The sequence below is a fragment of the Clostridium perfringens ATCC 13124 genome (genome assembly GCF_000013285.1).
Lineage (GTDB): Bacteria > Bacillota > Clostridia > Clostridiales > Clostridiaceae > Sarcina > Sarcina perfringens.
The window spans coordinates 142,512-168,283 of the sequence record NC_008261.1; the positions used below are offsets into that span (position 1 = coordinate 142,512).

Below are 25,772 nucleotides of genomic sequence, written 5' to 3' on the forward strand. Positions count from 1 at the left end.
AAATAGATAAAAATTAAATTTAATTTGAAATTTATGATTTAAGAAAAATATACATATATTTTAAATGGAAATTATATATATTATAAATTTAGTTTTCTAAAAGTTAATTTATAATTTATAAATACTGGATATTTATGTGTTCCGGTTATTGATTTAATAAAAAATATTTAGTGAATAATGAACAAAATAGCATTTTATTAATAATATATATATATTATTAATAAAAATATATTTCTTTTAAATAACAGTTATTTATATTAAAAAATAACTGTTATTATTTAGTAACATATGATAAAATGCTGTTAATAAATAATTAACTTTGATGGTTGAAAACTATTAATTAAACTTAATTTTACAAATTAGTATAAATAAAAGGAGGTTTAAAGTTGAATATTATAAAAAAGAATTTTAGGTACCAAGTATTTGCTTTATTTTTAATACTACCATTTATTACAAATATGTTTAGCAGTTTATTTGTTGTATATGCTAAGGATGTTAATTTTTTTACTGATGATTTATACTTTAGCAGTGATAATAAAATTATTTCATCCCAAAATTCTAGTCCAATAAAAGTAAAAGTTAATTCTTTATTAAACTTTGAATTATCTTCAGATAATTTAGAAGATTCAACCGTAGAAGTTATATTACCAAAGGGGATTTCTCTTAATGAAAAAGAAACTATAAAGTTTAGCAACAACTCTGTAGTTAAGGAAACAACTAAAGATAGTCTAGAAAAGTTGATATTTAAATTTGATCAACAAAAAAGAAAGATTAATTTTGTTTTAAACATTAATCAAACAGGAAGTTTTGAGTTTTTTGCTCAAACTCATAGAAAAAATGGAAAATATTATAAGTCTTATTCAGTAAAGATTAATAGTGAAGATTTAAATAACAATTTTTCAAATGAAAAAAAAGCTGACATAAATGTTGAGACAAAAGAAAATACTTCATTTTACAATTCAAGTAATAACATAATTGCTAATGAAGTAAAAGAAAATGATTTATCAAAAAGTGTAGAAAAAAAAGGAATTAATGTGGATTTAACTTATGAACCTATGAATTCAGAAATTTATTCAGGAGAGACTGGGGTTTATCAACTAAATTTCAAAGTAACAGGATCTACAATAAATATTGGAAAAGCAACCTTAGAAATTAGTTTACCAAACACTAATGGAGGAGAGACTGCATTAGGATCATCATTGGATGAATTAGAAATAGAAGGTGTGAAGCCAAGATATGATAAAGATTTAAATAAGTTGGTTTATGAATTTACAAGTTTAAAGTCTGGACAATCTTACCGTACAGTTGTAAAAATTATAACAACTAATGGTATTGTTGGGAACGATTCTAAAATGGTTTCGAAGGCTACTTTGATTAAAAATGATTCTCCTACTATATCAAGTGGAGATGTAGTTATTAATGTGAAATCAGAAACACCTGTATCTATCACCAAATCTTATATTGGTGTAAAAGATAAAAGTCCAGATTATAATCCAAAGCCTGGAGACATAATAGCGTGGAAAGTAAATGCTTCAGTAAAATATAAAAAGACAGGATTAGCTTTTATAAAACCAGGTACTAATATAACTATTTCTGATGCTATTCAACCAGAGTTAACATACAATAGTACAACAAGTTCAGTGAATCCAGAATCAAACAATAATATTTTGACTTGGAACTTTAAAGCTCCAGATATTGAATCTCAAAAAAAGTTAGCAGATTTAGAAAATGATATATGGACCACTAGTTTTATTGTTTATACAAAAGTAAAAGATACAGTAAAGGACTATTTAATAGTGTCAAATAAAGTTGATTTTTCTTTAACAAATATAAGCAATTTACCTGTTCAAAATAGTTCAAATGTTGCTTATGCAACAATTGCAAAAGGAGGAGTAAATATCTCTCCAGTTTATGGTAATTTTTATACAGGAGTAAACACAGGACCGGCAAATGGCTTTGGTGCATTAGCTAATGTACTTTCACCAAATCCAGAACCAGTTGTAACTGATACTGCAAATCTTGGATTCCAACTTCAATATAGGATTGTTCCAGGTAGATATTGGAATGTTAATAAAAATATGCCTAAGCCATCTCCTCCTAATCCAGAAAATGATTCGATTGTTACTGATTCTAAAGGGAAGTTTTATCCATTAAATATTTTTTCTCTCTTAAAAAATGGTTATAAAAATATTTCCTTATATAGAATTATTGATACAAATTTAAATTTACAAGGAATAGATTTTTATGTACCTAAAAAGAGAGCTCAAACAGATGAACCTATGGGATACTTTTCAAAGATTCCTGATACTACTGTCGTAATGGAGGTAAACTCTAAAGATAATTTTATTAGTAAAGAAGTATCATATGATAATATTAGCTTTTCATCTAATGGAAATGGATATAAACATTTAACTAGAGAAGAGTTAGGGTTAAGTCCTAATGACAAGGTTCTTTCATATACAGTTAAATATGAAAATAAAGATAATTCAGTAATAGCAGGGAATTTTCAAGTGAATGTAAATGATTATTATGGTATTAAACAAGGGTATGTAGGTAAGGTAACAAATACTAGTTATTTTAGTGCAACTTTATCTGATGGTACATTATTTTATAGAAAACCGAATCCGGATTTAGATGATAAATCTACTGTTGGTCCTAGATCAGCTATTGTAGTTGCACAAGAAAAATATAATCCTGTAGCTAGATTAGAGGCTTATCTTCAAAAGGCTTCTGGAAATGTAGTTACCTTAGGGGGAAATCGTTTGCAAGTAAACTTCTTTAATGACTATTCTTCACAAGCAGATATGAGTGAACCGTTAATGGTAAGTGTACTACTTCCTAAAGGTGTATTTGTTAATACAAAAAATCCAGATGAAAAAATGAGTTATTTTGATAGAAAAGGAAATGAGGTAAAGGATGGTGGAAGATATGTAGTAATAGACAATTATAATGGTACAGGTCAGCAACTTATTCGTGCAACTTGGGATAAAAAATTATTACATCCAAATGAATACTTAAATTTCGCAGTAAATGTAAATATTACAGTTGATACGCCACAACAATCCAAGGTAATTGCTTATGGTACTAGTGGAAATCAAGTTTTAGAGGCGCCGGTTACATCAGATCATTATTCAATTAAAGAAAATGATAGTGATGATATAAATGGAGATAATGATACAATGCAAATTCGCATAAAAACAGAACAAGATTATCAAGTTGCAGGTAATAAAAATTTAATTATTACTAAAGAAGTAAAAGGTAATCTTGATAAAGATTATTCAAAATTTGGTCATGTAAATATTGGAAAGCAGTTTTCATATCGATTAACACTAAATAATACTACAGGAGAAAATATTCAAAAATTAGGTTTTATTGATGTTTTACCATCTGTTGGAGACTTAGGTATTACTGATAATGTAAGTAGAGGTAGTATGTTTACCCCTACACTTGTAGGTGAAATAGTAGTACCTGATTCTTGGAAGGGAAAGACAACAGTTTACTATAGTACTGCGAAAAATCCTAGCAGAAGTGATTTATATAAATATGTTGATTATCCAGCAAATGCTGTAAGACCAGTCAATCCACCTAATGCTGAAAACCCTGAATGGAAAACAGCAAACCAAGTTAGCGATTGGAGTGAAATTCATAGTTTCAAGATAGAACTAAATCAAGGAGCAAATTGGGTGCCAGGACAAAATTTAAGTATGACATTTAATATGCAAGCTCCAGTTAATCCTGATAAATCTTTATTAGATAAAAATATTCCAGAGTTAGAGCGTGCTGCATGGAATTCATTTGCAGTAACTACAAATGGATTATTGGCAGTAGAACCTCAAAGAGTAGGAATAGTAATTGTAGATTCAGAAGTTACTATTAATCTTAATAAAGTTGATGCTTCTAATGGAAATGTTTTACCAGGAGCACATTTTAAGTTATTGAATGAAAATAAAGAAAATATTTCAGAACTTGAAACAAATGATAAAGGAAATTTGACATTTAAAAATATAAATTCAGGTACTTATTATTTAGAAGAAACTAAAGCACCGTTAGGATATAAATTAAATAATAAAAAGTACAAGATTATTATTTCTAAAGATGGACAAGTAACCGTTGATAATATTGATGATAACTTAAATATATTAAGCAGTAAAATAAATGAAATTTCATTAGTTATGAAAAATAATGAATTATTAGGAAGCATAAAAATTAAAAAAGTTGATAGAGATGACACGAAAAAAGTTTTAGAAGGAGCTTCATTTGCAATTGCAACAAGTGAGGAAGATGCTTTAAACAAAAGATTTATTAAAGTTAGCAATAATGGAGAATTAGTATACCCTAATGATAAAAGATATAATGATCAATTAAAGAATTACGAAGTTATATCTGATAAAAATGGTTTAGCTACTTTCTCTAATTTAAAACTAAACGAATCAAATGGAAATATTTATTATTTAGTTGAGACTAAGGCTCCAAAAAATTATGAGTTATTAGATACGTATTTGAAAGTGACAGCAACAGAAGAAGGAGCAGAATCTTTAATATTAGTAAAAAACAAAAGAAACTTAGTAATGCCAAGCACAGGAAGTAATTTGATTTTAGTTTATATAATAAGTGGTTTATTTATTACTATTACTATGTTATTTATATTTTTCAAAAAAAGTAGAAGATATATTTAAAAAAGAAAGGATGTATATTAATGAAAAAGCGAAAATTATTAATAATGATAGGATTAGCAACTAGTATATTTACTTTAGAGGCTTTACCTATGGGGTTACCAGTTGCAAATTCAACTGTTTATGCTGCAGAACAAATTGCGCCTACTACTCAAAATTTATCTGTTCAAAAAGTAATGTATGAAGGGGTAAAGCCATCTATTACAAATGATGGAGAAGAAAAGCAATTGCCAGTTGGAGCAGAAAAATTTAATCCTGAAAAGTATGGTGATGTAAAGTTTACATTAGTTGATATAACATCATACTTTAATAATAAGGGAGAAAAAGGAATTCAAGAAGAATTAAATGGATTAACAGCAGAACAATATTCTGATTGGATAAATACTCATAAAGAAGCAAATACTACACCGGTTACACACTCTGTAAATACTGAGGGTAAGGTTAATTACGATAATGTTTTAGCCACTAATAAAGATGGAACAGGACATGTTTACGCTATATTAGAAACAAAAAGTGCAAAAGGATTAATTGAACAAATTGCTCAACCTATTGTTGTTAGTTTACCTATGACAAATGTTGTTGGAAATGGTTGGCTTAATACAATAAACTTATATCCTAAAAATAAAGTAAAATCATTATCATTTAAATTAACAAAGTATGGTGAAGAAATTTCAGATACTAATAAATTAGCTGATGCCACATTTGATATTTATTCTGGGGTTCCTGGAAGTGGAACTAAGTTAAACAAAGATGTTTTAACAACTAATAAAGATGGTGTTATTACAGTAGATAATTTAACTAAAGGAGATTATTATTTCGTGGAAACAAGTGCTCCTAAAAACTATGTTATAGGATCAAATGCATTAAATGATAACAATAATAAATTAAAATTTTCTATTGGAGATGATGGGGTAGATAAAAATTCTTTACATATTGAGTTTATAAACTACTTAAAACCAGAGAGCAATAAAGAGGTAACTAATGGAACAGCTCCTCGTACTAATGAATCAAGTTTTACAATTGGAGATACAGTAGACTATGAAAATACTATTCGTGTTCCTAAAGATATTGCAGGTGGAAAAATTGTAAATGGTGATAATACAGAAACTACTTCAGCTTATTCAGTGTTTAATTACAAAGATATAGCCGGAACTGGATTATCTTATTTTGGACAAGCTAAGGATGTAAATATTACTACTCAAGATGGAACTAAATTAGAGTTAAACACAGATTATACTTACGAAGGATTACAAAATGGTTTTAAAATTAATTTCATCATGAATAATGGAAAAGTAAGTGCTAAAGTTGCTAGTTTAGCAGGACAAAACTTAAAAGTTAGTTATCCAATGATATTAAACGATAAGGCCTTAATTGATGGTCCTGTAGAAAATAGTTTTGATTTATCTTGGAATAATAGTCCAAATCCTGATAGTAAAGTAAATCATGAAACTGGAAAAGTGCCTGTATTTACTGGTGGAGCAAAATTTGTTAAACAAGATAAATCAAGTAAGGCAGCTTTAAAAGGAGCGAAGTTCGTAATAATGAACAAAGAAGGAAAATACTTCGATGGATGGGAAGATGCTAATAATGATGGAGTAAAAGATGCTAAGTGGTCAGATACACAACCTACAAGTGGAGAAGGTGTATTTGTTTCAGGTGATAATGGTCAATTCTTAATAAAAGGATTAGCTTATGGAACTTATAAATTAAAAGAAATTGAAGCTCCAGAGGGATATCAATTATTAACCAATACTCAAGAATTTGAAATTAGCAAAGATACTTATTCTGGTGGATTTAGTACAATTACAAATACTAAGAAATCAGCTATGCCACTTACTGGTTCTACACAATTAATTGTTACTGTGTTAGCTGGTGCTGTACTTATAGTTTCATCAGGTGTTTATTACAGAAAACGTAAAATGAATTAATTTAAAAATATTGGAAGGGAGAAATCCCTTCCATATTGTAGTTATTTAGGAGTTTATGGTGAGTAAGAGAAAATTAAAAAACAAAATTTTTGATTATATATTTTTATTCATTGCAGTTATAGGAATTGCGTTAATGCTTTACCCTTTTTATTCAGATTATAAACTTGGAAAAAGTCAAAAAATGCAAATCGAAAAGTATGAATCAAAAGTAAGTCAAATGTCTGATGAGGAAAAGAAGAAAATTTTAAAAACTTATGAAGAACAAAATGGAAATAATACTGAAGTTACTTCAGAAGATCCATTTAATAAATCTGATAGTGTAAGTAGTATTGACTTAGTTAAAGTTCAATTACCAGATGTAATTGCTATTCTTGAAATACCTAAGATTAATTTAAAAGTACAAGTATACCCTACTACTAACGAAATGGTATTAAGAGAAGGAATTGGTGTTTTAGATGGTACTTCATTACCTACTGGAGGAAATGGAAATCATTCTGTTTTGACTGGACATAGTGGATTGTCACTAGAAAATATGTTTACAAATCTTCATGAGTTAGAGTTAGGAGATCATTTCTATATTAATATTTTGGGAGAAGTACATGATTATGAAGTTGATAAAATACAAACAGTTCTTCCAGATGATACTTCTCATTTTGACAAAGTACCAGATAAGGATTATATTACGCTGGTTACTTGTACACCTTTAGGGGTTAATAGTCATAGGTTATTAGTACGTGGGCATAGAGTTGATGATAGTCTAAGTAATAATAAAAATATTAATTCAAGTAAAATTCCTAACTTAGATAAAAAGGATCATTTTAGATTTGGATCAGTAAAAACAATTATAGTAACTACAATAATTGTTTTACTATTTCTATTTGTTTTTTTGTTCATTTTAAGAAGAAAAAAGGAAAAAAATAATATTGATAAGTAAAATTGAGCATAATTAAATAAAATCTTAGAGATTTATTATTAATGAGTAAAAGAAATTTAATTATTTTTATAGAAAAGTAAATTAATAAAATATTTAAGCTATAATAGATATTAGCGATAAATTAGGAAAAAGTACTATTATTTTAAATTAAAATAATAGTACTTTTTTTATAAATAAAAACTTTAAATTTTAGTTTTTTATAATTAAAATTTAAAAATATTAATCTATAGATTATTTAAATTTAATAAATATTAGAATAATTTATATGTTAAATTATTAACAAAATCATTAATTTTTGGTAAAATTTTAATATAGGGTATATAAGTTGATTATAAGTTAAGAGAATTTGATTACATCTTTACTAATTTATATGTTAGTAATAATATGTTTAGCTTTAAGCAAAAGAAGGGGAGAATTAATATGAGTAAATATATTTATGATGAGAATGTTTTCTTAAAGATAGATAATTTTGATAATATTTATTTTGAAGAAAAAGATTCTGTTTTAAATATAAGGTTGGTCAAAATAGAAGATGGGCTAGTAAAAGAGTTTTTTGAGGATGATTTAAAATTTGATTTATCTAAGTATAATAATACAAAGAAAGAATTAAATAAAAGTTTAGTTTATGAATTAAAAAATGAATTCCTAGATTTTATGGATAATGAAAAAGAAAAGATATTTGATGTAATTATAAATTTAAAAGAACTTAAGGAAGAACTGTGTAGTAAACAAATAAGTTTAGTATAGTTTTTAAGGGTATAAAAATAAGATTAAGATACTTATCTTAATCTTATTTTTTTATATATTAATTTGCTTAAATTAAATATTTTAAAGTTTTATATAATAGATTTTGTTACATAAATAATATCTTAATATCACTTGATATATAATTGAATGCTTATAATATTTATATAAAATAAGTATTTTTACTTATAAGAGAAAGGGTATATAATAAAATCATCAAGTGAGTAGGAAGTGGTGATTAGATAGATGAAAAAATATTTAGATAAGCTTCAAAACATGCCAATAGGAATTAGTGGAACTTGCTTGGCATTTATAACATTGAGTAATTCATGGAATTTAAAAGGAATAAATTATTTTAAACCAATAGCAATATTTTTAGCAGTTTGTATGCTATCTTTAATGATTTTAAGGCTGATAAGATTCCCAAAGGTTATGTATGAGGAACTTAAAAACCCAGTAACAGGAACATTTTATCCTACAATGGGTATGGTTGTTTGGTTAGTATCAGGATTCTTTTATCCTTACTTTCCAGTAGTATGTAGTTGGCTTTGGATAGCAGCTGTAATATATCATTATGGAATAGTTATTTTCTATACAATAATCAGAATAAAAGAAAGAAAGTTTGAAAACATAATGCCAACTTGTTTCATAGTTTATACAGGTATGATAACAGGTAGTGTAGCAAGTAAAGGTATGGATGGGGTAATTCCTCAAATCCCTCAAATAGCACATTTTATGCTTATGTTTGGATTTATATTCTATACAATTCTTCTACCATTAGTTTTATATATAGTATTTAAAAGTGAAATATTAGATGATCACAAATTACCAACAGTAGGTATAATTTGTTCACCAGCTCCACTTGGAGTAGTTGGTATATTAACTATAGAACCAAACCCTAACCCATACATGTTAGCTTGGTTAATAATAACAGGATTAATATTACTTGTTGTTGTTTATGGATACATTTTAAAACTATTTAAAGAAGGTTTTAAACCATCATACGCAGCATTTACATTCCCATTAGCAATTGCTACTTTATCAGCATTTAAGTTATCAACTTATTTTACTGGTTTAGGATATGCTAAAATGGCTAACTTATTTAAATTCTTAGGTGATGTTGAAATATTTATAGCAACATATGTAATATTCTTTATGCTACTTAACTTCTTAAATATGTTCTTCAAAGCTATAAGTCCAAAACTTGGAGAATATGTAGAGGAAGAAGAAGAATTAATAGGTGGAACTCTTTATTCAAAATAATTGAATAGAGTTTACATATAAACTTAAGACTTGATTCACAGTTGAATTTTAGTCGAAAATTTCTAGAATGGGGCTCAACTTCTAGAGATACAAACTCTTATATCTATTATTGTTATAAGATAAGCTTTTAGTTAAACAACATAATAAAAATCTCAATCACTTTACAGTATTTTATAATAAAGATTATGGGTAATTCTTTAATAGTAAGTCAAACTCCCACCGACTTTATAAAATGATAAAATAAACAAATTTAGCCTCTACTCATAATCTTTTTATAAGATGCTCCAAAAATAATGTGTCATGCTGTATTTTCTATTTTTTTGGAAAATCTAAAAGGTAAGTGGAATGATTTAATAGTCATTCCACTTATCTTTTTTATATAACTAAAAACTTATTATTTATATAATTTTTTAGTATTTTTATTTATATATTTAGGTATGTATAATAATTTCGTAATGCAACTAAAGAGAAAACTTTAGGAGCTTACTTAATATTAGAACAAGAAAGGTAACATATGAGGAATAAAATATTAAAAAAATCTAAGTCCATATTACCTGGACTTTTTATATGCTTAATAATAGGCATTATTGCTGAATTTTTAGGAAAAAGCTTTCCTACTGTAGGAGCAGCTACCTTTGCAATATTTATGGGAATATTTTTAGGAAATACACTTTTTAAAAGTGATAAGTATGATGAAGGCACTAAATTTTCAGAAAAAGATCTTTTAAACTATTCAATTGTTTTAATGGGAGCATCTTTAAATATTATTGATATAATGGCTCTAGGATTTAACGGAGTTTTTTATATAGCTATTTTAATGACATTAACAATATGTACAACTTACTTTATAGGAAGAAAGTTAGGCTTTGGAGAAAAGTATTCATTACTCATGTCAGCAGGGAATGCTGTATGTGGTTCATCAGCAATAGGATCAGTATCTCCAGTAATAAAAGCTAAGGATTCAGATAAAGTAATTGCCATAACAATAGTAAATGTAACAGGTACAATATTAATGATACTTTTACCATTAATCACATCTATTTTATATAACAACGATGTTTTGCAGAGCTCTGCATTAATGGGAGGAATATTACAGTCTGTAGGACAAGTTATTGGTTCTGCTAAATTTATTGGCGACCCAGTTGTAGAGCTAGCTACAGTGTTTAAGATTATAAGAATAATATTCTTAGTTGTGGTAGTTTTAGTTTTTGCTAAGATAGAGGTTAATGAAGAAAATAAAGAAGAAATAGCTCATCATCACAAACCAACACATAAGGTTCGTATTCCATGGTTTATAATAGGATTTTTTATTATATGTATTTTAAATTCTATTGGAATTATTCCAGGAATACTTGGAAGAACATTTAAGTGGATTAGTTCTAATTTTGAAATCATAGCTTTAGCTGGTATAGGAATGAGAGTAAAAATTGGAGATTTAGTAAAGGAAGGGCCAAAGGCTATGCTTTATGGAGGGCTTGTAGGAGTTTGTCAAATTATATTTGCCCTATCATTGATTAATATATTTATAAAATAAAAATCGTCAAAGAAGTTGGATAAAATATTTAAACAGTATTTTATTCAACTTTTTAATTTTTACGTACTTTGATTATGATGTTTTATTAGTTAAATAGTTTTTTCTAAAATATATTGAAAGCTTATATGATAAATTAAAGCATCATTTTATATTGGATAAATTCATATATCTTAAATGAAGAGTTTATTAGGAGGAATAAAATGATAGGAGAGGTATTAAGTTTTGGATATGATCAATGTGCTAAACTAGGTTATGCTATGGGATTTGGAGCAATGGAAGGATTAGTTATATATCTTGGGCTTTTAGCCATAATTGTATTGAAGCTTTTTAATAGTAAAAGCAAAGCTAATTAGTAGGTTAAGAGAGAAGTTTATATGCTTATATCAAATCAATTAAATATATTTAAGAAATAGATTGTATTAGAAGAAACTTTGAAAGTGTTTGTTAGAACAAATAGCTTAAAAATATATAAAAAAATAAAGAATAAACTATATTAATAAGTATATTTGTGAATAAATTTGATTTGAGAAGTGTCAAATACTTTAGTAGTGTAAAACACTAGTTTTTTAGAGCTTATAACATTGATTTTTATAAGATAAAAATTTATAATTAATTGATTTCATTATAAAATAATAATTTTTTATTTTCGACAAAAAGAAAAAGGCTGTGAAGTTATCACAGCTTTTTTCTTTGTTTTAAATAATATTTTTAATCTGTAGAAACTAAAGAGCTATCTTCATTTATTTCTTTATTAGAAGTCTTTTTATTTCCTAAAATATTTAAAAGTGAAGAGCCAACTATTATTATATACCCTGTAAATGATAAGAAATCTGGAATTTCTTTAAAGAACATAAAGCCATATATAGCTGCTATAATAAGCCCAATGTAATCATACATTGATATTTCAGATGCTGGAGCATTTTTGTAAGCTATGGTTAAGGCAACTTGTCCTAATGTGAAAGCTATTCCTGCACTAACAAGTAGAAGTATATTTTGTAGTGTTAAATTATCTGTGTTCATAAACATTGAAGGTAACATAACAATAGTAGCTATGCTTGTAAAGGACAAGATTATTGTCCAGAAGTCTTCTTTATCGCCAATCACTCTTATCATTGTGTATGCTATTCCTGCAAAGGCAGCAGAGGCTACGCCGATAAGGGATGGAATTATAGCAGTACTAAATTGAGGTTTTATTACAAATAAGCTTCCTGCAAAGGCTACTATTAAAAGTGTAAATTGTTTTTTAGTAATTTTTTCGCTAATTAATAAGTAAGAAAAAATTATTGTAAAGAATGGTGCTAATTTAGTTAGTATTGTTGCATCGGATAAAAACATTTTATCTAAGGCATAATAGTTTGTTAGTATGGATAGAGTACCTGTAACCCCTCTAACTAGCAAATATTTTCTACTTTCTTTTTTTCCAAAAAAAGAGCCTTTTTTATAGGCTATTATAAAGCAAACTATTAAGGTTGCTACAACATTTGTCAAAAAAGTTTTTTGATATGAGTTAACTCCTACAGCTAGCTTACTAAGTAGATTCATAGTAGCAAAGGCTGCTGAGGCAAGTATCATAAAAATAATTCCTTTAAATTTTGAATTCATTTTTTTTCTCCTTAATTTATTTTTATATAGATCTTCAGATTATAGTTTATTCTAGTCAGTATTCATTTCATTGTTTATTAAAACACCCTTAATATTCTATATAAAAATTAAAAGTATTATTATAAATAAACAAAGACTATTATAGAGCTAAGAAAATAAGAGGTCAAATTTAATTGTAAAAATATTTATATAATAATTATGAATAATAGAAAGAATATAAATAAAAACTAGGACATAGAGAAGAAAGTAGAGTAAAATTATTTGTTAGAGGATAATAAATAATTTTGCAGAAATAAAATTATAAATTAAGTTTAAGAAGGTGATTTTTTTGAAAGCTGAAATAATGGCAATAGGAACAGAAATACTTTTAGGAGACATAGTAAATACCAATGCTCAATTTTTAGCTAAGGAGTTAGCTAACTTAGGAATTGGAGTTTATCATCAATCAGTAGTTGGAGATAATTCTGAAAGGATTTTAGAGGCTTTTGACAATGCTTTTAAAAATTGCGATACAATTATTACTACAGGTGGGTTAGGACCTACTAAAGATGATTTAAGCAAGGAGCTTGCAGCAAAGTATTTCAATATGGAAATGTGCTTAAGAGAAGAGCTTCTTTGTGATTTGGAGGATTATTTTAAGAAGAATAACCTTGAAATGACAGAGAACAATAAAAAACAATGTTATTTTCCAAAGGAGGCCATAATACTTCCAAACCCTAATGGAACAGCTCCAGGAGCTATTTTAGAAGGGGAAAATAATAAGAGAATAATACTTTTACCAGGACCACCAAGGGAAATGGAGCCAATGTTTACAAACCATGTAGTACCATACTTAAGTAAATTTACTGATAGTGTTTTAGTATCTAAAATTTTAAGAGTTTTTGGCATTGGAGAAAGCAAGATGGAGGATTTAGTATGTGATCTTTTAGATAATGAAAATCCAACAGTTGCTCCTTATGCAAAAAATATAGATGTTATTTTAAGAATTACTGCTAAGGGAAAAAATAAAGAAGAGGCAGAAAAGCTTATTTCTCCTATGGAAAAAGAGATTAGAAAGAGACTTGGAGATAATATCTATGGTGAAGGGGAAGTAACTTTAGAAGAGGTTGTTGGAAAATTATTAGTTGATAAAAAAATGACAGTATCAACAGCTGAATCTTGTACTGGTGGCATGGTTGCAAGCACATTAATAAACTATCCAGGAATATCTGAGGTATTTATGGAAGGCGCTGTAACTTATTCTAATGAAGCAAAAATGAAGAGACTTGGAGTAAAAAAAGAAACTTTAGAGGACTTTGGCGCAGTTAGTGAAGAGTGTGCTAGAGAGATGGCAAAGGGTATTGCTAAAAATGCAGGAACAAGAATAGGAATTTCTACAACAGGTATAGCAGGTCCTGGCGGTGGAACAGAAGAAAAGCCAGTAGGTCTTGTTTATGCTGGATTATGTATAGATGGAATTACAAAGGTTAAAAAATTTAATTTTAAAGCTGATAGACAAAAGGTTAGAACTAGAACAATGATGAATGTTTTAGATTGGTTAAGAAGAGAGCTTGAAAAAATTGATTAAAAAAAATTAAGCTTTAAAAAATATTATTTTACCTTATGTATAGAAAAGAAATAAAAAATTACCCATTAAGTAAACTTAATGGGTAATTAATATGTGCTTAGAGTGTCTAATAATTTATTTTAAAAAGCTTAGCTTTTAAATATGTCTTACTTAAAAATTGAGAGAGTATATGAATACTCTCTACTAGAAAAACATGAAGAAAATTTATTACATTATAAGGGTTTTAAGGGGGAGACAGTTTCGTTAGTCCGTACTTTAACGAAACTGTCAGTATAAATAAAATGGGGGAGAGGCTATTATAAGATTGAAGCTTATTGCCTCAGTAAATATTATTAACAGTATTATTTTTTTTATACAGTTAAAACAAAATATTTTTTATATTTATTTTTTATTTTTAAGAAAAAAGTTTAAGAAAAAAATTAAGTCTATTATACTTAAAGATGATAGATATAGCTTATTAAAATATTTATAGAATTTATGTGTTTTAAAATTAATATAATAAAAAGTAAGTAAAATAAAAAAGTAATTAATTAGTAATATAAGATAATTGATAAATATGTTATATTTTAAAATGATTAATTATGCTTTAAAATATTAAACTTGGATTTATGTAATTTTTAAATTAATTTTTTATAGAAGGGAGAAATAAGATGAAGCCTATATTTAAAGTAAGTTTATATTTTCTTATAGTATTAGTTTTATCTATAGTAGGGCCAATGTTTGTGACGCCAGTACTATATAAGATAGGATTAGTGCCGCCATTAGTTTTAATGGTAATACACATAATATTTTTCATAGTGCCAGCAATAATATATATAATTGTAACTAAGAGTAATTATAAAAAGGTTTTTAGCTTTAAAAAACCAAAGGGAAAAGATGTATTCTTTTCTATATTAATAGCAGCTTTAGCGCTTCCAATAATGACATTCTTCTCATATACATCAAGTTTCTTTTATACAAATGATGTAGCCTTAGTTTTAGATCAAATGAGAGCATATCCATTATGGTTAATGATTTTAGTTGTAGGGGTAACACCTGCCATAACAGAAGAAATAACTATAAGAGGTATTGCCTTATCAGGATTTGAATTTAAGAGTAAAAATGTAGCTGCAATAATGACAGGAATAATGTTTGGTATTCTTCATTTAAATGCACATCAATTTTTATATGCTACAGCCATGGGAATAATTTTAGCTTATGTAGTAAGAGCTACAGGAAGTATATTTTTATCAATGTTAATCCATTTTCTAATTAATTCATGGAATTTAATTCAGCAAAGAATAGTTAGTCAAGGAATAACTACAGAGGATTTAGTTCATTCAATGGATTCTATAAAAAATATTCCAATGGAATTAAAAATAGGAGTGTTCTTATATTATTTAATTGCTGCAATAGTAGCTGCATTTTTAATTAGTTACTTAATAAGAAAGATGGAAAAGAGAAACTTCGATATAACTTTAGATGAGTTAGATGTTGCAACAAGAGTTTCTTATAAAGAAGAGAGAGTAATAAATGCACCGTTTATAATAAGTGTAATAGTATTTATTGTATATACCTTCTTTATAATGAAGGGGTAATAAAAAGTCGTTGTAATATTATTTGAAAATGGGCTTATTTTTGCATGTATGAGTTTAAAAAAACAGCAAATAAGCTTTAAAAAAGGAACTGTTTGGGAGAACAGTTCCTTTTTCTATTAAATTGTGTGGTTAACTTAAGAGTGTATTAAGCTATTAGTATTATTGACTAATAATTAAAAAAATATACCAATTAATATATTTTAAATTTTTTGCCTAGAATAGTGTTTTTATATTCTAAGGTTGCATCTGTAAAGAAATGAGAAATTTTCTTGTCTGTAACTATTTTAATACCATTATCCATAACCACATCATCATTTTCACGCTGTTCATCCAGAACAACTTCAATATTTAAGCCTGCTCAGCCAGAGGAACAAGCTTTTATTCTAATGGCATCTTTATCACTATTATCAAGCATATCTTTAACTTTATCTAAAGTGTTTGGATGTATTTTAACCTTCATAATAAAAACCTCCTTATAAATTTTAGTGAATTTAATATATAAATTAACTTTATTTATTAAATTATATACTCTTATTAAAAAGGGAGCTATAGTATGTAATTTTAAGTGTGAATAAAAAAATAGTGTTATGATTTTTTTATATATTTGAATAATAATATATGAATTTAGAAACAATATGAATATTTATATGATAAAATAGTTTTATTAACAAAATGTTCAAAAAGTACTTGAAATTTTACCTGAAAGTGATATTATAAGTTATATAAGGAATAACAATTATTAATTAATATGGCTTAAAAATTATTTATTTGGAAAAATAATTTTAATTGTGTTTTTTCAAATAAGTGATTTGTAGGAGGTTTTTTATTATGAAAAGTTTAAAAGGTACTAAAACTGCTGAAAATCTAATGAAATCATTCGCTGGTGAATGCCAAGCAAGAACAAGATATACTTATTTTTCAAGTACAGCTAGAAAAGAAGGTTATGTTCAAATATCAAATATATTTTTAGAAACTGCTGAAAATGAAAAAGAACACGCTAAGAGATTTTATAAATTCTTAAAAGACGATCTTCAAGGAGAAGCTGTAGAAATAAATGCTGCTTACCCAGTAGAATTACCTACAGATACATTAACTAACTTAAAATTTGCTGCTGACGGAGAACATGATGAATTAAGTAATCTTTATCCATCATTTGCTGATGTAGCTGACGAAGAAGGATTCCCAGAAGTAGCTGCTGCTTTCAGAATGATAGCTAAAGCAGAAACTGCTCACTATAATAGATTTATGAAATTAGCTAAAAACATTGAAGAAGGAAAAGTATTCAAAAAAGATGAAGTAGTACTTTGGAAATGTGGAAACTGTGGATTTATTTGGGAAGGTGCAGAAGCTCCATTAAAATGCCCTGCATGCTTACATCCACAAGCTTACTTTGAAGTTTTCAAAGAAACTTATTAAAAAATAGATTTATTCATGCTTAACTCGTATAATTTTATCAATTGAATGTAAATATAATAAACTAAAACTTATTTCAGAGAGAAGAAATTCTCTCTGATTTTTTTTATAAATAAAGAGCGTATATCAAAATAACTTTTGATGTACGCTCTATAAATTTTAAGTGTTAATGTAGTGGATAGCTAAAAACCACCATTTTGTTTTCATCATTTATTGGTCTCCAAAATTGAATTTCATCAATTAAAAGCTCTCTATCAAAATTATAATCTTGAAGTTTTGTATAAGCTGACTCAAACTCATCCTCTCCCCATACTCTCTGTGCAAAATATGGGTTAGCTAAGGATACATGAAGCTGCCATGTATCTGGGTTAGAAGTCAATTTAAATCCTTCTTTTGATAAATTCTCATAAAGTTCTCTAGAAAGTTTCTTTATTACTCCACTTTCTTCATCTACTTTTAAATTTACAGACCTATAAGGTTCTCCAAATTTAATCAGTCCATTTAAATGAACTTCAAATTTTTTATATGATTTTAAAGTGTTTTTTACTACTTCATTTAATTTATCCATATCAGGATCTTCAATTACAGCTAAGGTAATATGAAGCATAGGAAGGTTCTCATAAAGTTTATATTCATTTGAAATGGATTCTTGCAATGGCTTTATTATTGCATAGGAAACCTTATCAAATAGTGCCACTAAGTAATATAGCATAGATAAACCCCTTTCTTACTAGTTTGTACAATTTATACCAAGTATTTAATCTATTATATCATATAGAAACTTAGGAAGACTACAAATAGACCTTATTACAATAGGATATACACCCTTAAGAAATTGGTTGATTTTATTTAAATGGACTATTAAGAAAATAATTGATTTTATTTTAAGTTAATATTAAATTTTAAGAACAAATTTTAAAAAGATGTATATATTAGTTTATTGAGGGAATTTATGAGGAATCTAAAAAGCTTTTAGTAAACTGAAAGTAAAAAAGAGATAAATTTTATGGAGAGGAAGAAAAATATATTTGAAAAACTAAAGTTAGATAATATACTATATATAATGTATATTAGAGAGTTTAAAAAGAAGTTTATTTAATATATATTTTAGTTTGAAATTTTTGAAAGGTGGAATAGGGAAATGGTAGAAAGCAGAGTAAGTAGATTAAATAAGAAAAAATCATCTAAGATGTCAGTTCTATATAATATAGTTGGAATTTGCTTTTTAGCTTTAATTTTATTTGTTGGTAGTCAAATGTTTCTTTAAGAATTGATTATTTGGTTGGAAGCTATTTGCATCGATATAAGTTCTGTATAAAGAAGTTATTTTTTATAGTTAAGCAAATTATTTTCTTTATATGGATAAGGTGAGTGTAAATAAAAATTCCAGCTTAAAATATTTAGTATTTTACATAATATGAGGTTTAGTTTAGAAAATAAATTTTTTTGTTAAGGGATAGTATTTTGAGTTCATATATTTTATGAGATTATTTTTATAGATATTTTTAGATAAGGAGAGATGGAAGTTAAATGAGTATTTTAATAGTTAAAAATATGAATCATGGCTTTGGAGATAGAGCTATATTTGAAGATGTGTCTTTCAGACTTTTAAAGGGGGAGCACGTTGGACTTATAGGAGCAAATGGAGAAGGTAAATCAACTTTCATGAACATAATTACAGGTAAACTTATGCCAGATGAGGGAGATGTTCAATGGAGTAACAAGGTTAGAGTTGGTTACATGGATCAGCACGCTCAGCTTGAGAAAGGTAAAACTATAAGAGAAGTTTTAAGAGAAGCATTCCAATATCTTTTTGATATGGAAGTTGAAATGAATGGTCTTTATGAGAGAATGGGTGAAATGTCAGAGGATGAGATGACTAAAGCCTTAGAAAGAACAGCTACAATTCAAGATATGTTAGATCATAATGGATTTTATATGATAGATGCAAAGGTTGAAGAGGTTGCAGCTGGATTAGGTCTTAGAGATGTAGGATTAGATAAGGATGTTACTGATTTAAGTGGAGGACAAAGAACTAAGGTTTTATTAGCTAAACTTTTATTAGAAACACCAGATATATTACTTCTAGATGAGCCTACAAACTATCTTGATGAGGAACATATAGCTTGGCTTAAGAACTATTTAATAGGATATGAGAATGCATTTATTTTAATATCACATGATATTCCATTCTTAAATAGTGTAGTAAATGTAATATACCATGTTGAAAATAGAGCTTTAACTAGATACACAGGTGATTATGATAACTTTATGAGAGTATATGAAGCTAACAAGAAGCAATTAGAGGCTGCTTATGAAAGACAACAGGCTGAAATAGCTAAACTTGAAGACTTCGTTGCTAGAAATAAGGCCAGAGTTGCTACAACAGGTATGGCAAGAGCTAGACAAAAGAAATTAGATAAAATGGATAGAATTGAACTTGCTGCTGAGAAACCAAAACCAGAGTTTAACTTTAAGCAAGGAAGAACTTCAGGTAAATTAATCTTTGAAGCAAGAGATTTAGTTATAGGATATGATGAGCCATTAAGTAAGCCGCTTAACATAAGAATGGAAAGAGGGCAAAAAATAGCCTTAGTTGGAGCTAATGGACTTGGAAAATCAACACTTCTAAAAAGTTTAATGGGATTAATCAAACCAATAAGTGGAGAGGTTGAAACAGGAGACTACCAAAGCATAGGATACTTTGAACAAGAAATAAAAGAAGCAAACTATAATTCATGTATAGAAGAAGTGTGGCAAGAGTTCCCTGGATACACTCAATACGAAGTAAGAAGTGCCCTAGCTAAATGTGGATTAACAACTAAGCATATAGAAAGCTCAGTAGCAGTATTAAGTGGGGGAGAACAAGCTAAGGTAAGACTTTGCAAGTTAATAAACAAAGAAACAAACATACTTATCCTAGATGAGCCAACAAACCACTTAGATGTTGAAGCTAAGGATGAATTAAAGAGAGCATTAAAAGAATATAAGGGAAGCATACTTTTAGTTTGCCATGAACCTGAATTCTATAGAGACTTAGTAACAGACGTATGGTCATGTGAAGACTGGACTTTAAAAATTGTATAATAAATAAATTAAAGCTATGGTTTAAAAGCCATAGCTTTTAATTTTCTTTAAAATTGTGTCTTTCAAGAAGCAATTCAATAGCTTCATCAAGTAGTTTACTTCTATCAATTCTAGTTTGTTCTTTTAATAAGTTTAATTTTCTTAAAAGATCCTTATCAATTGAAGTTGCTAATCTACCTCTATTTACGAGATTACCCATTTAATACCTCCAAAAATATAAATGAATTTTATATTTTATTATAACCTTAAATGTTAAATATATACTTTTATAATTTATAAAATAATTTTTTTACATGAATAATAGTGTCATAGTATGACACATACTAACATAGATGTCACATAGATTATAAAAAATTAAAATATAGGAGTGTGTAATTTAATGAAAAGATTAGCTTGTTATATAAGAGTATCAAGTAATAAGGATGACCAACAGAGTTCATTAATTCAACAGGAAACTTTATTAAGAGAAAAGTTTAAACAGGAAGACTTAATAATTTATAGCGATACTGGAACAGGGGTAAGTTTTAATAGAGAAGGTTTTAAAAGACTTATGTATGATGCAGGTTTAAATATATGTAAATTAAATGATGGAAGAATAACATTTGAAGCTGATAATATTAGAAAACCTATATTTGATGAAATTGTAGTTATAAATACATCAAGATTTAGTAGAAATATTGCAATAATAGATATATTAAGAGTTCTGTGGGATTATAAGAAAATTAATGTTCATTTTTTAGATAACTGCAAAAATAGTAATAATCCTAATGATATGACTGTATTAAAGATGTTTTTTTCAATGGCAGAAAATGAATCAATGGAAACATCTAATAGAACTAAAAGAGGAAATGAAATCTCTATACTAGATAATACAATAAGAAATAATAGTATATTTGGATGGGACTTTGATAGAGAAAAGAATTATTTAAAAATAAATAAAAAAGAGGCTGAGATTGTTAGATTTATATTTAAAACAGCATTGACTAATGGATTAAAAATGACTGCAAAAATAGTTAATGAAAAAGGATATAGAACTAAGAAAAATAGATTATGGAGTAGTAGTACAATAAAAACATTAATAGTTAATCCAAAGTACAAAGGATACAATGTTAGAAATAAATATAGTAATGAGAATATGTTTACTGGTGTTAAAAGTAAATATGTAAAAAAAGAAAATTGGATTATACAAAAAAATAATAGAATAGAGCCTATTGTTTCAGAAGAACTTTGGGAAGAAGTTCAGAGGGCTTTAGAAAGCAGATGTTTACATGGGAATAGAGGTATAAATTCCAATACATATGACACTAAAGGTAAAGTGAAGTGCAAAAAATGTGGTGCAAATTATTGTAGAGCTGTTGAAAGAAAGATAAGTGAAAAGCCTAAAAGGAACCAATATCTTATATGTTCTAATAAAAAGAAGAATGGTAAGGTGTCTTGTGATGCTGAAAATATCAACATAGGTATTTTAGATGATTATATAGAAAAAGAAAGAAAAAATTATTACGAAAAAATAAGACTTAAATATATGACAGAAATAGTTTACTTAAAAGAAGAGCTTGAAGAAAAAGAAAGGTTAAGCAAAAAAGAAATTAATGAAGAACAAGAAAGATTAAATAAAGAATTAATTGATTTAAAATTAAAAGAAAATGAAATATTAGATAAATTTATAAAAGGGAAAGAATTAATTGATATTAAGATATTAGCTGATAATTTGAAACTTATTGACGAAAAAATAAAAGAAATAAAAAGTAAAATTTTAAATTTAGAAGAAATAGAAAGTTATAAGATAAGAAATAAGTTAGAGATAAAGGATATAGAAGAGAAAATAAAGTGCTTACCTCTTGAAGAAATGACAAGAGAAAATTTTTTGAAGAAGATTGATAGAATTATTGTTGGTGGAAAAGATGATTTAAATATAATATATTATTAATTATATATAGTTATACTTGCTAAGTGTAGATTATTTATCATAAAATTAACTATGTTTGGAGATGTGGATATTAATATAAATTTATAGATTTTTAGAATAATTAAAAGTGAACCGTACAATAAATAACGGAGGTTTTTACTAAAATTGGATTTTAAAAAGTAATTAATCAAAACTATACTTTGAAAATGAAAGTATAGTTTTTTCGTTATGAATATAATTGAACTATTTGGAGAGAATTCAAGAAAGTAGTGGACCGATTTCAATAAAAATGATATAATTACAAAGACATAATATTTCAAGAGGTGTGAAAATGAGTAAAATAGCAATTTCATTTTTTGCAGGCGCTGGTGGATTGGATATAGGAATACATGAAGCTGGGTTTGATGTAAAATTGAGTGTAGAATTAGAAGAAAAATACTGTGTGACATTAAAACAAAATAATCCTACATTTAATGTAGTAAATGGAGATATTATGGATTATTCAAAAGAAAAAATATATAGTGATGCAGGATTAAATTATAATGATGAGATTGATTTAATATTTGGTGGTAGCCCATGTCAGAGTTTTAGTACAGCTGGTAAACGACAAGCTTTTTCGGATGAAAGAGGAAAGGCTATGTTAAAATTCATTGAATTAATTGAAGAGGTAAAACCAAAAGCATTTTTATTAGAAAATGTAAAGGGGTTATTATCAGCAACATTAAAACATCGTCCTTTAAATCAAAGGGGAAAAGATTTTCCGCCATTAGATGAAGATGAGGAAAATGGAAGTGCATTAAGGTATTTATTAAATCAAGTCAAAGATTATAACGTTGTATATAAAGTGCTTAATTCAGCTGAATATGGAGTTGCTCAAAAAAGAGAGAGAGTAATTTTTGTTGGAATAAGAAAAGATTTAAACAAAGTATATGAATTTCCAAATCCTACTCATGGAGTAGGAAGAAAATATCCATTTGTTACAGTTAATGATGTAATACAAGAGTTAGGAGATATAAAACATAATTATGTTAAGTATTCAGAGGAAAGATTAAAATATATGAAGTTAATACCTAAAGGTGGAGGTAATTGGAGAGATTTAAATGAGGATATAGTTGAAAAGGCTATGGGGGGAGCATATAAATCAGGTGGAGGTAAAACAGGATATTTTAGAAGAATAAAAGCTAATGAACCAAGTCCTACATTACTGACATCTCCAATACAAAAAAGTACAAATATAGGGCATCCGTATGAAGATAGACCTTTAAGTATAGAGGAATATATCGCTATCCAAGGATTTCCTAAAGGGTATAAAATAAATGGAACAATTAATAATAAATATACTCAGATAGGAAATGCAGTTCCAGTAAAATTAGCAAAAGTATTAGGTGAAAAATTAATAGATATCTTATATGAGTAGGATTTAATTTCCTACTTTTTTTCTTATTTTCTTAGTTTTAATGTATAATATAAGATAAATACAATCAATAACAGGGATGGGATATATATGAACATTGAAACTAAAAATAAAGTTGAAGAGCATTTGAGAGAAGTAATGAAGAGAATCTTAGAAAAAAGAACAATTCAAGAGCCATTTAATGAGGAAGATATAAAAAATAAAAATCCTTTTGGATATAGATTAGTACCGATAGAAGTTTGGAAGGGTTCTAAATTTGAACGTTCATTTGTTACATCTTTGGGGCAAGGCATATTTGAGCAAATAGCTAAAATAATAGCAGAGGGTTCAGGAGCGATAGCAGAAAATCAATATACAAAATCAATAAAATTAAATTCTTGGCAACTAGAAAAGATAGATAATATATTAGAAAAACAAAGAAAGCAAAGAAATGCATCTAAGAAAAAGGTGAAAGATAATTCTAATAAAGTAAAGACTATAAATGAAGAATTAGAATTTTTAAGGGAACTAGAAACAGATAGATATCAAGAAGTTAGTGTTTTATTTGATTTATATATTAAACGTGAAAATGGAATGGAAGAATATTATTCATTAAAAACAGTAAAGCCTAATTTAGACCAAACTGAAACAGCTAAAAAAGATATGCTAAGATTAATGACAGCAGAAGAAAATTCAGAAGCATATTTTGCATTACCATATAATCCAGCTGGTGAAGGAGAAATTTATAAATTAGCACATTCAATACCATATAAGTTATTTGATATGGATAATGATAGTAATGTTTTAATTGGCAAAAAACTTTGGGATAAAATAGGACAAGATGATGATACATATGATGAGTTATTAGAAATTTTTAATAAAGTTGGAGAAGAGTATGTATATAAAATTAAAAAAGAATATTTAGGAATAGATTAATAATAGTATCTAAATAAAACTATGAATATATATAATAATTATGAACTTAATTAGTAGTTGTTAAGAAGGTGAAATATTGAGTAGTGATTTGGATAGAATTAAAATAACAAAATTTCTTCAATGGAATGATAGAAATGGATATTACACAGATGAAGAATGTCATTTAGAAGAAGAACCAAGAATGACCTATAAAGAGGCAGTTAAATATTTCTTTGGTGTGTTAAATGATGATTTTTACTATAACATAGTAGATAATATTTTTGAGTTAACTTATGAAGAAGCAATTAAATATGCTAAAGATAATGGGTTCTATAATAATACATATGAAAAGTTAATGCTATTAGTAGAGAATGAAAATCCAACAGAAGAGTTTTATATAAGTTTAATTTAACAGTACTATTACCTATATTTTAGATATGGGTAATAGTATTTTTTAGAATTTAATAAAAATTTATAGAAGAAAATATATAAAAATTTTAAATTTCTAAAGAAAATGATTTGAATTTATTATATTATAAAAATAATAAGACAAATTTAGACAAATTTCTTAAAACAAACGTGATAATATATTTGAGTATAAATATGAAAAGAATATTAATTATTTGATAAATAATTTTATAGCAAAATACAAAAGAAGAAAGGGGATTTTTATGTGGTGGATAATTGGAATAGTAATAGCTATAGCTGTTGTTGGAGCATTAGCAGAATCAAATGATTTATCATCAAAGATAATGTTGTTTTCAGGTTTTTTACTTGTTTTAGGACTTATAACATCTTCATTTTTTGAATTTATGGGATTTGTAGCTGAATTAAGTGGATTTGTACTAATAGCAAGTTTAGTATTTAAAGTATTTAGAAAGATTTTTTTAACTTAAAGAAATAAGTCTAATTTAAAAAATAGATAACAAACATCAATTTTAATATTTTTATTATTGTTTTATAAATATAAAAAACAAAAAGCTCAAGAATTATTCTTGAGCTTTTTGTTTATATATAATTCAAAATATCAAAATTATAAGGAATTTTTGAATTATATATAAAAAGTCATTATAAGATAAAAATTATATAATACCAGTAAAACTTGTGAAATTAATTAAAGAAAATTAAGAAATTAAATTTTTTATATCTTAAAATATAATATAAATTAAATCATGAAAAAAAGTAACAGTTTAAAAATTTTTGCATACTTTATATTAGAATAATATAAAAGAG

Annotated in this window: 20 protein-coding genes; 17 read left to right on the top strand and 3 right to left on the bottom strand. The window is 26.6% G+C overall.

The window, feature by feature from the left end; all coding sequences use genetic code 11:
• The first annotated feature begins 386 nt into the window (after positions 1-386).
• The 7 genes from CPF_RS00650 to CPF_RS14920 all read left to right on the top strand — a co-directional run bounded on the left by CPF_RS00650 (position 387) and on the right by CPF_RS14920 (position 11,429).
• Complete coding sequence (locus CPF_RS00650) at positions 387-4,676, top strand: MSCRAMM family protein (RefSeq protein ID WP_011590070.1); 4,290 nt, start codon at positions 387-389, stop codon at positions 4,674-4,676.
• Positions 4,677-4,696: 20 nt separating this feature from the next.
• Entirely contained in the window at positions 4,697-6,601 is a 1,905-nt protein-coding gene (locus CPF_RS00655) for a SpaA isopeptide-forming pilin-related protein (protein ID WP_011590071.1), read from the top strand.
• 55 nt (positions 6,602-6,656) lie between these two features.
• Positions 6,657-7,535: a class C sortase gene (locus CPF_RS00660; RefSeq protein ID WP_011590072.1), complete on the top strand. Its 879-nt coding sequence runs from the start codon at positions 6,657-6,659 to the stop codon at positions 7,533-7,535.
• A 420-nt stretch (positions 7,536-7,955) separates the two neighbouring features.
• A complete protein-coding gene (locus tag CPF_RS00665) occupies positions 7,956-8,282 on the top strand; it encodes a hypothetical protein (protein WP_003448594.1) in 327 nt (108 codons plus the stop codon).
• 243 nt (positions 8,283-8,525) lie between these two features.
• On the top strand, positions 8,526-9,542 hold the full coding sequence (locus CPF_RS00670) for a TDT family transporter (RefSeq protein ID WP_003479478.1): 1,017 nt from the start codon (positions 8,526-8,528) through the stop codon (positions 9,540-9,542).
• Between the two features lie 514 nt (positions 9,543-10,056).
• A complete protein-coding gene (locus CPF_RS00675; RefSeq protein ID WP_003472801.1) occupies positions 10,057-11,076 on the top strand; it encodes a YeiH family protein in 1,020 nt (339 codons plus the stop codon).
• A gap of 200 nt (positions 11,077-11,276) precedes the next feature.
• Positions 11,277-11,429, top strand: a complete 153-nt coding sequence (locus CPF_RS14920) for a hypothetical protein (RefSeq protein ID WP_003457587.1) — start codon at positions 11,277-11,279, stop codon at positions 11,427-11,429.
• 355 nt (positions 11,430-11,784) lie between these two features.
• Here CPF_RS14920 and CPF_RS00680 read toward each other — a convergent pair whose 3' ends face one another.
• A complete protein-coding gene (locus CPF_RS00680) occupies positions 11,785-12,678 on the bottom strand; it encodes a DMT family transporter (protein ID WP_003467780.1) in 894 nt (297 codons plus the stop codon).
• Between the two features lie 328 nt (positions 12,679-13,006).
• Here CPF_RS00680 and CPF_RS00685 point away from each other — a divergent pair, with 328 nt between their 5' ends.
• The 3 genes from CPF_RS00685 to rbr all read left to right on the top strand — a co-directional run bounded on the left by CPF_RS00685 (position 13,007) and on the right by rbr (position 17,238).
• Positions 13,007-14,245: a competence/damage-inducible protein A gene (locus CPF_RS00685; protein WP_004459640.1), complete on the top strand. Its 1,239-nt coding sequence runs from the start codon at positions 13,007-13,009 to the stop codon at positions 14,243-14,245.
• A 650-nt stretch (positions 14,246-14,895) separates the two neighbouring features.
• On the top strand, positions 14,896-15,822 hold the full coding sequence (locus CPF_RS00690; RefSeq protein ID WP_003457488.1) for a CPBP family intramembrane glutamic endopeptidase: 927 nt from the start codon (positions 14,896-14,898) through the stop codon (positions 15,820-15,822).
• 828 nt (positions 15,823-16,650) lie between these two features.
• On the top strand, positions 16,651-17,238 hold the full coding sequence (gene rbr, locus CPF_RS00695) for a rubrerythrin (RefSeq protein WP_003448599.1): 588 nt from the start codon (positions 16,651-16,653) through the stop codon (positions 17,236-17,238).
• Between the two features lie 163 nt (positions 17,239-17,401).
• Here the strand turns inward: rbr and CPF_RS00700 are convergent, their stop codons facing one another.
• Positions 17,402-17,947, bottom strand: coding sequence for a 2'-5' RNA ligase family protein (locus CPF_RS00700; RefSeq protein ID WP_003457557.1), 546 nt, complete (start codon positions 17,945-17,947; stop codon positions 17,402-17,404).
• A gap of 429 nt (positions 17,948-18,376) precedes the next feature.
• Here CPF_RS00700 and CPF_RS15185 point away from each other — a divergent pair, with 429 nt between their 5' ends.
• Positions 18,377-18,502, top strand: coding sequence for a hypothetical protein (locus tag CPF_RS15185; protein ID WP_003448566.1), 126 nt, complete (start codon positions 18,377-18,379; stop codon positions 18,500-18,502).
• 263 nt (positions 18,503-18,765) lie between these two features.
• Complete coding sequence (locus CPF_RS00705) at positions 18,766-20,322, top strand: ABC-F family ATP-binding cassette domain-containing protein (protein WP_011590074.1); 1,557 nt, start codon at positions 18,766-18,768, stop codon at positions 20,320-20,322.
• 37 nt (positions 20,323-20,359) lie between these two features.
• On the opposite strand, the gene CPF_RS00710 is transcribed toward CPF_RS00705, so the two are convergent.
• Positions 20,360-20,521 (bottom strand): ribbon-helix-helix domain-containing protein, encoded by a 162-nt coding sequence (locus CPF_RS00710; RefSeq protein WP_011590075.1) that lies wholly within the window; start codon positions 20,519-20,521, stop codon positions 20,360-20,362.
• A 180-nt stretch (positions 20,522-20,701) separates the two neighbouring features.
• Between CPF_RS00710 and CPF_RS00715 the strand changes: the two genes are divergently transcribed.
• From CPF_RS00715 to CPF_RS00735, 5 genes are all read left to right on the top strand, one after another.
• Positions 20,702-22,252 (top strand): recombinase family protein, encoded by a 1,551-nt coding sequence (locus CPF_RS00715; RefSeq protein ID WP_011590076.1) that lies wholly within the window; start codon positions 20,702-20,704, stop codon positions 22,250-22,252.
• Positions 22,253-22,562: 310 nt separating this feature from the next.
• Positions 22,563-23,648 (top strand): DNA cytosine methyltransferase, encoded by a 1,086-nt coding sequence (locus tag CPF_RS00720; RefSeq protein ID WP_011590077.1) that lies wholly within the window; start codon positions 22,563-22,565, stop codon positions 23,646-23,648.
• Between the two features lie 87 nt (positions 23,649-23,735).
• The gene (locus CPF_RS00725; RefSeq protein WP_011590078.1) at positions 23,736-24,560 is read left to right on the top strand and encodes a TdeIII family type II restriction endonuclease; all 825 of its coding nucleotides are present in this window, start codon (positions 23,736-23,738) and stop codon (positions 24,558-24,560) included.
• Positions 24,561-24,636: 76 nt separating this feature from the next.
• Positions 24,637-24,951, top strand: a complete 315-nt coding sequence (locus CPF_RS00730) for a hypothetical protein (RefSeq protein WP_011590079.1) — start codon at positions 24,637-24,639, stop codon at positions 24,949-24,951.
• Between the two features lie 259 nt (positions 24,952-25,210).
• A complete protein-coding gene (locus tag CPF_RS00735) occupies positions 25,211-25,435 on the top strand; it encodes a hypothetical protein (RefSeq protein ID WP_041702502.1) in 225 nt (74 codons plus the stop codon).
• Positions 25,436-25,772 lie beyond the last annotated feature (337 nt).

Coding starts and splice junctions, on each gene's coding strand:
- CPF_RS00655 (WP_011590071.1), top strand. CDS start 4,697: ATGAAAAAGCGAAAATTATTAATAATGATAGGATTAGCAACTAGTATA.
- CPF_RS00660 (WP_011590072.1), top strand. CDS start 6,657: ATGGTGAGTAAGAGAAAATTAAAAAACAAAATTTTTGATTATATATTT.
- CPF_RS00665 (WP_003448594.1), top strand. CDS start 7,956: ATGAGTAAATATATTTATGATGAGAATGTTTTCTTAAAGATAGATAAT.
- CPF_RS00670 (WP_003479478.1), top strand. CDS start 8,526: ATGAAAAAATATTTAGATAAGCTTCAAAACATGCCAATAGGAATTAGT.
- CPF_RS00675 (WP_003472801.1), top strand. CDS start 10,057: ATGAGGAATAAAATATTAAAAAAATCTAAGTCCATATTACCTGGACTT.
- CPF_RS14920 (WP_003457587.1), top strand. CDS start 11,277: ATGATAGGAGAGGTATTAAGTTTTGGATATGATCAATGTGCTAAACTA.
- CPF_RS00680 (WP_003467780.1), bottom strand. CDS start 12,678: ATGAATTCAAAATTTAAAGGAATTATTTTTATGATACTTGCCTCAGCA.
- CPF_RS00690 (WP_003457488.1), top strand. CDS start 14,896: ATGAAGCCTATATTTAAAGTAAGTTTATATTTTCTTATAGTATTAGTT.
- rbr (WP_003448599.1), top strand. CDS start 16,651: ATGAAAAGTTTAAAAGGTACTAAAACTGCTGAAAATCTAATGAAATCA.
- CPF_RS00700 (WP_003457557.1), bottom strand. CDS start 17,947: ATGCTATATTACTTAGTGGCACTATTTGATAAGGTTTCCTATGCAATA.
- CPF_RS15185 (WP_003448566.1), top strand. CDS start 18,377: ATGGTAGAAAGCAGAGTAAGTAGATTAAATAAGAAAAAATCATCTAAG.
- CPF_RS00705 (WP_011590074.1), top strand. CDS start 18,766: ATGAGTATTTTAATAGTTAAAAATATGAATCATGGCTTTGGAGATAGA.
- CPF_RS00710 (WP_011590075.1), bottom strand. CDS start 20,521: ATGGGTAATCTCGTAAATAGAGGTAGATTAGCAACTTCAATTGATAAG.
- CPF_RS00715 (WP_011590076.1), top strand. CDS start 20,702: ATGAAAAGATTAGCTTGTTATATAAGAGTATCAAGTAATAAGGATGAC.
- CPF_RS00720 (WP_011590077.1), top strand. CDS start 22,563: ATGAGTAAAATAGCAATTTCATTTTTTGCAGGCGCTGGTGGATTGGAT.
- CPF_RS00725 (WP_011590078.1), top strand. CDS start 23,736: ATGAACATTGAAACTAAAAATAAAGTTGAAGAGCATTTGAGAGAAGTA.
- CPF_RS00735 (WP_041702502.1), top strand. CDS start 25,211: ATGTGGTGGATAATTGGAATAGTAATAGCTATAGCTGTTGTTGGAGCA.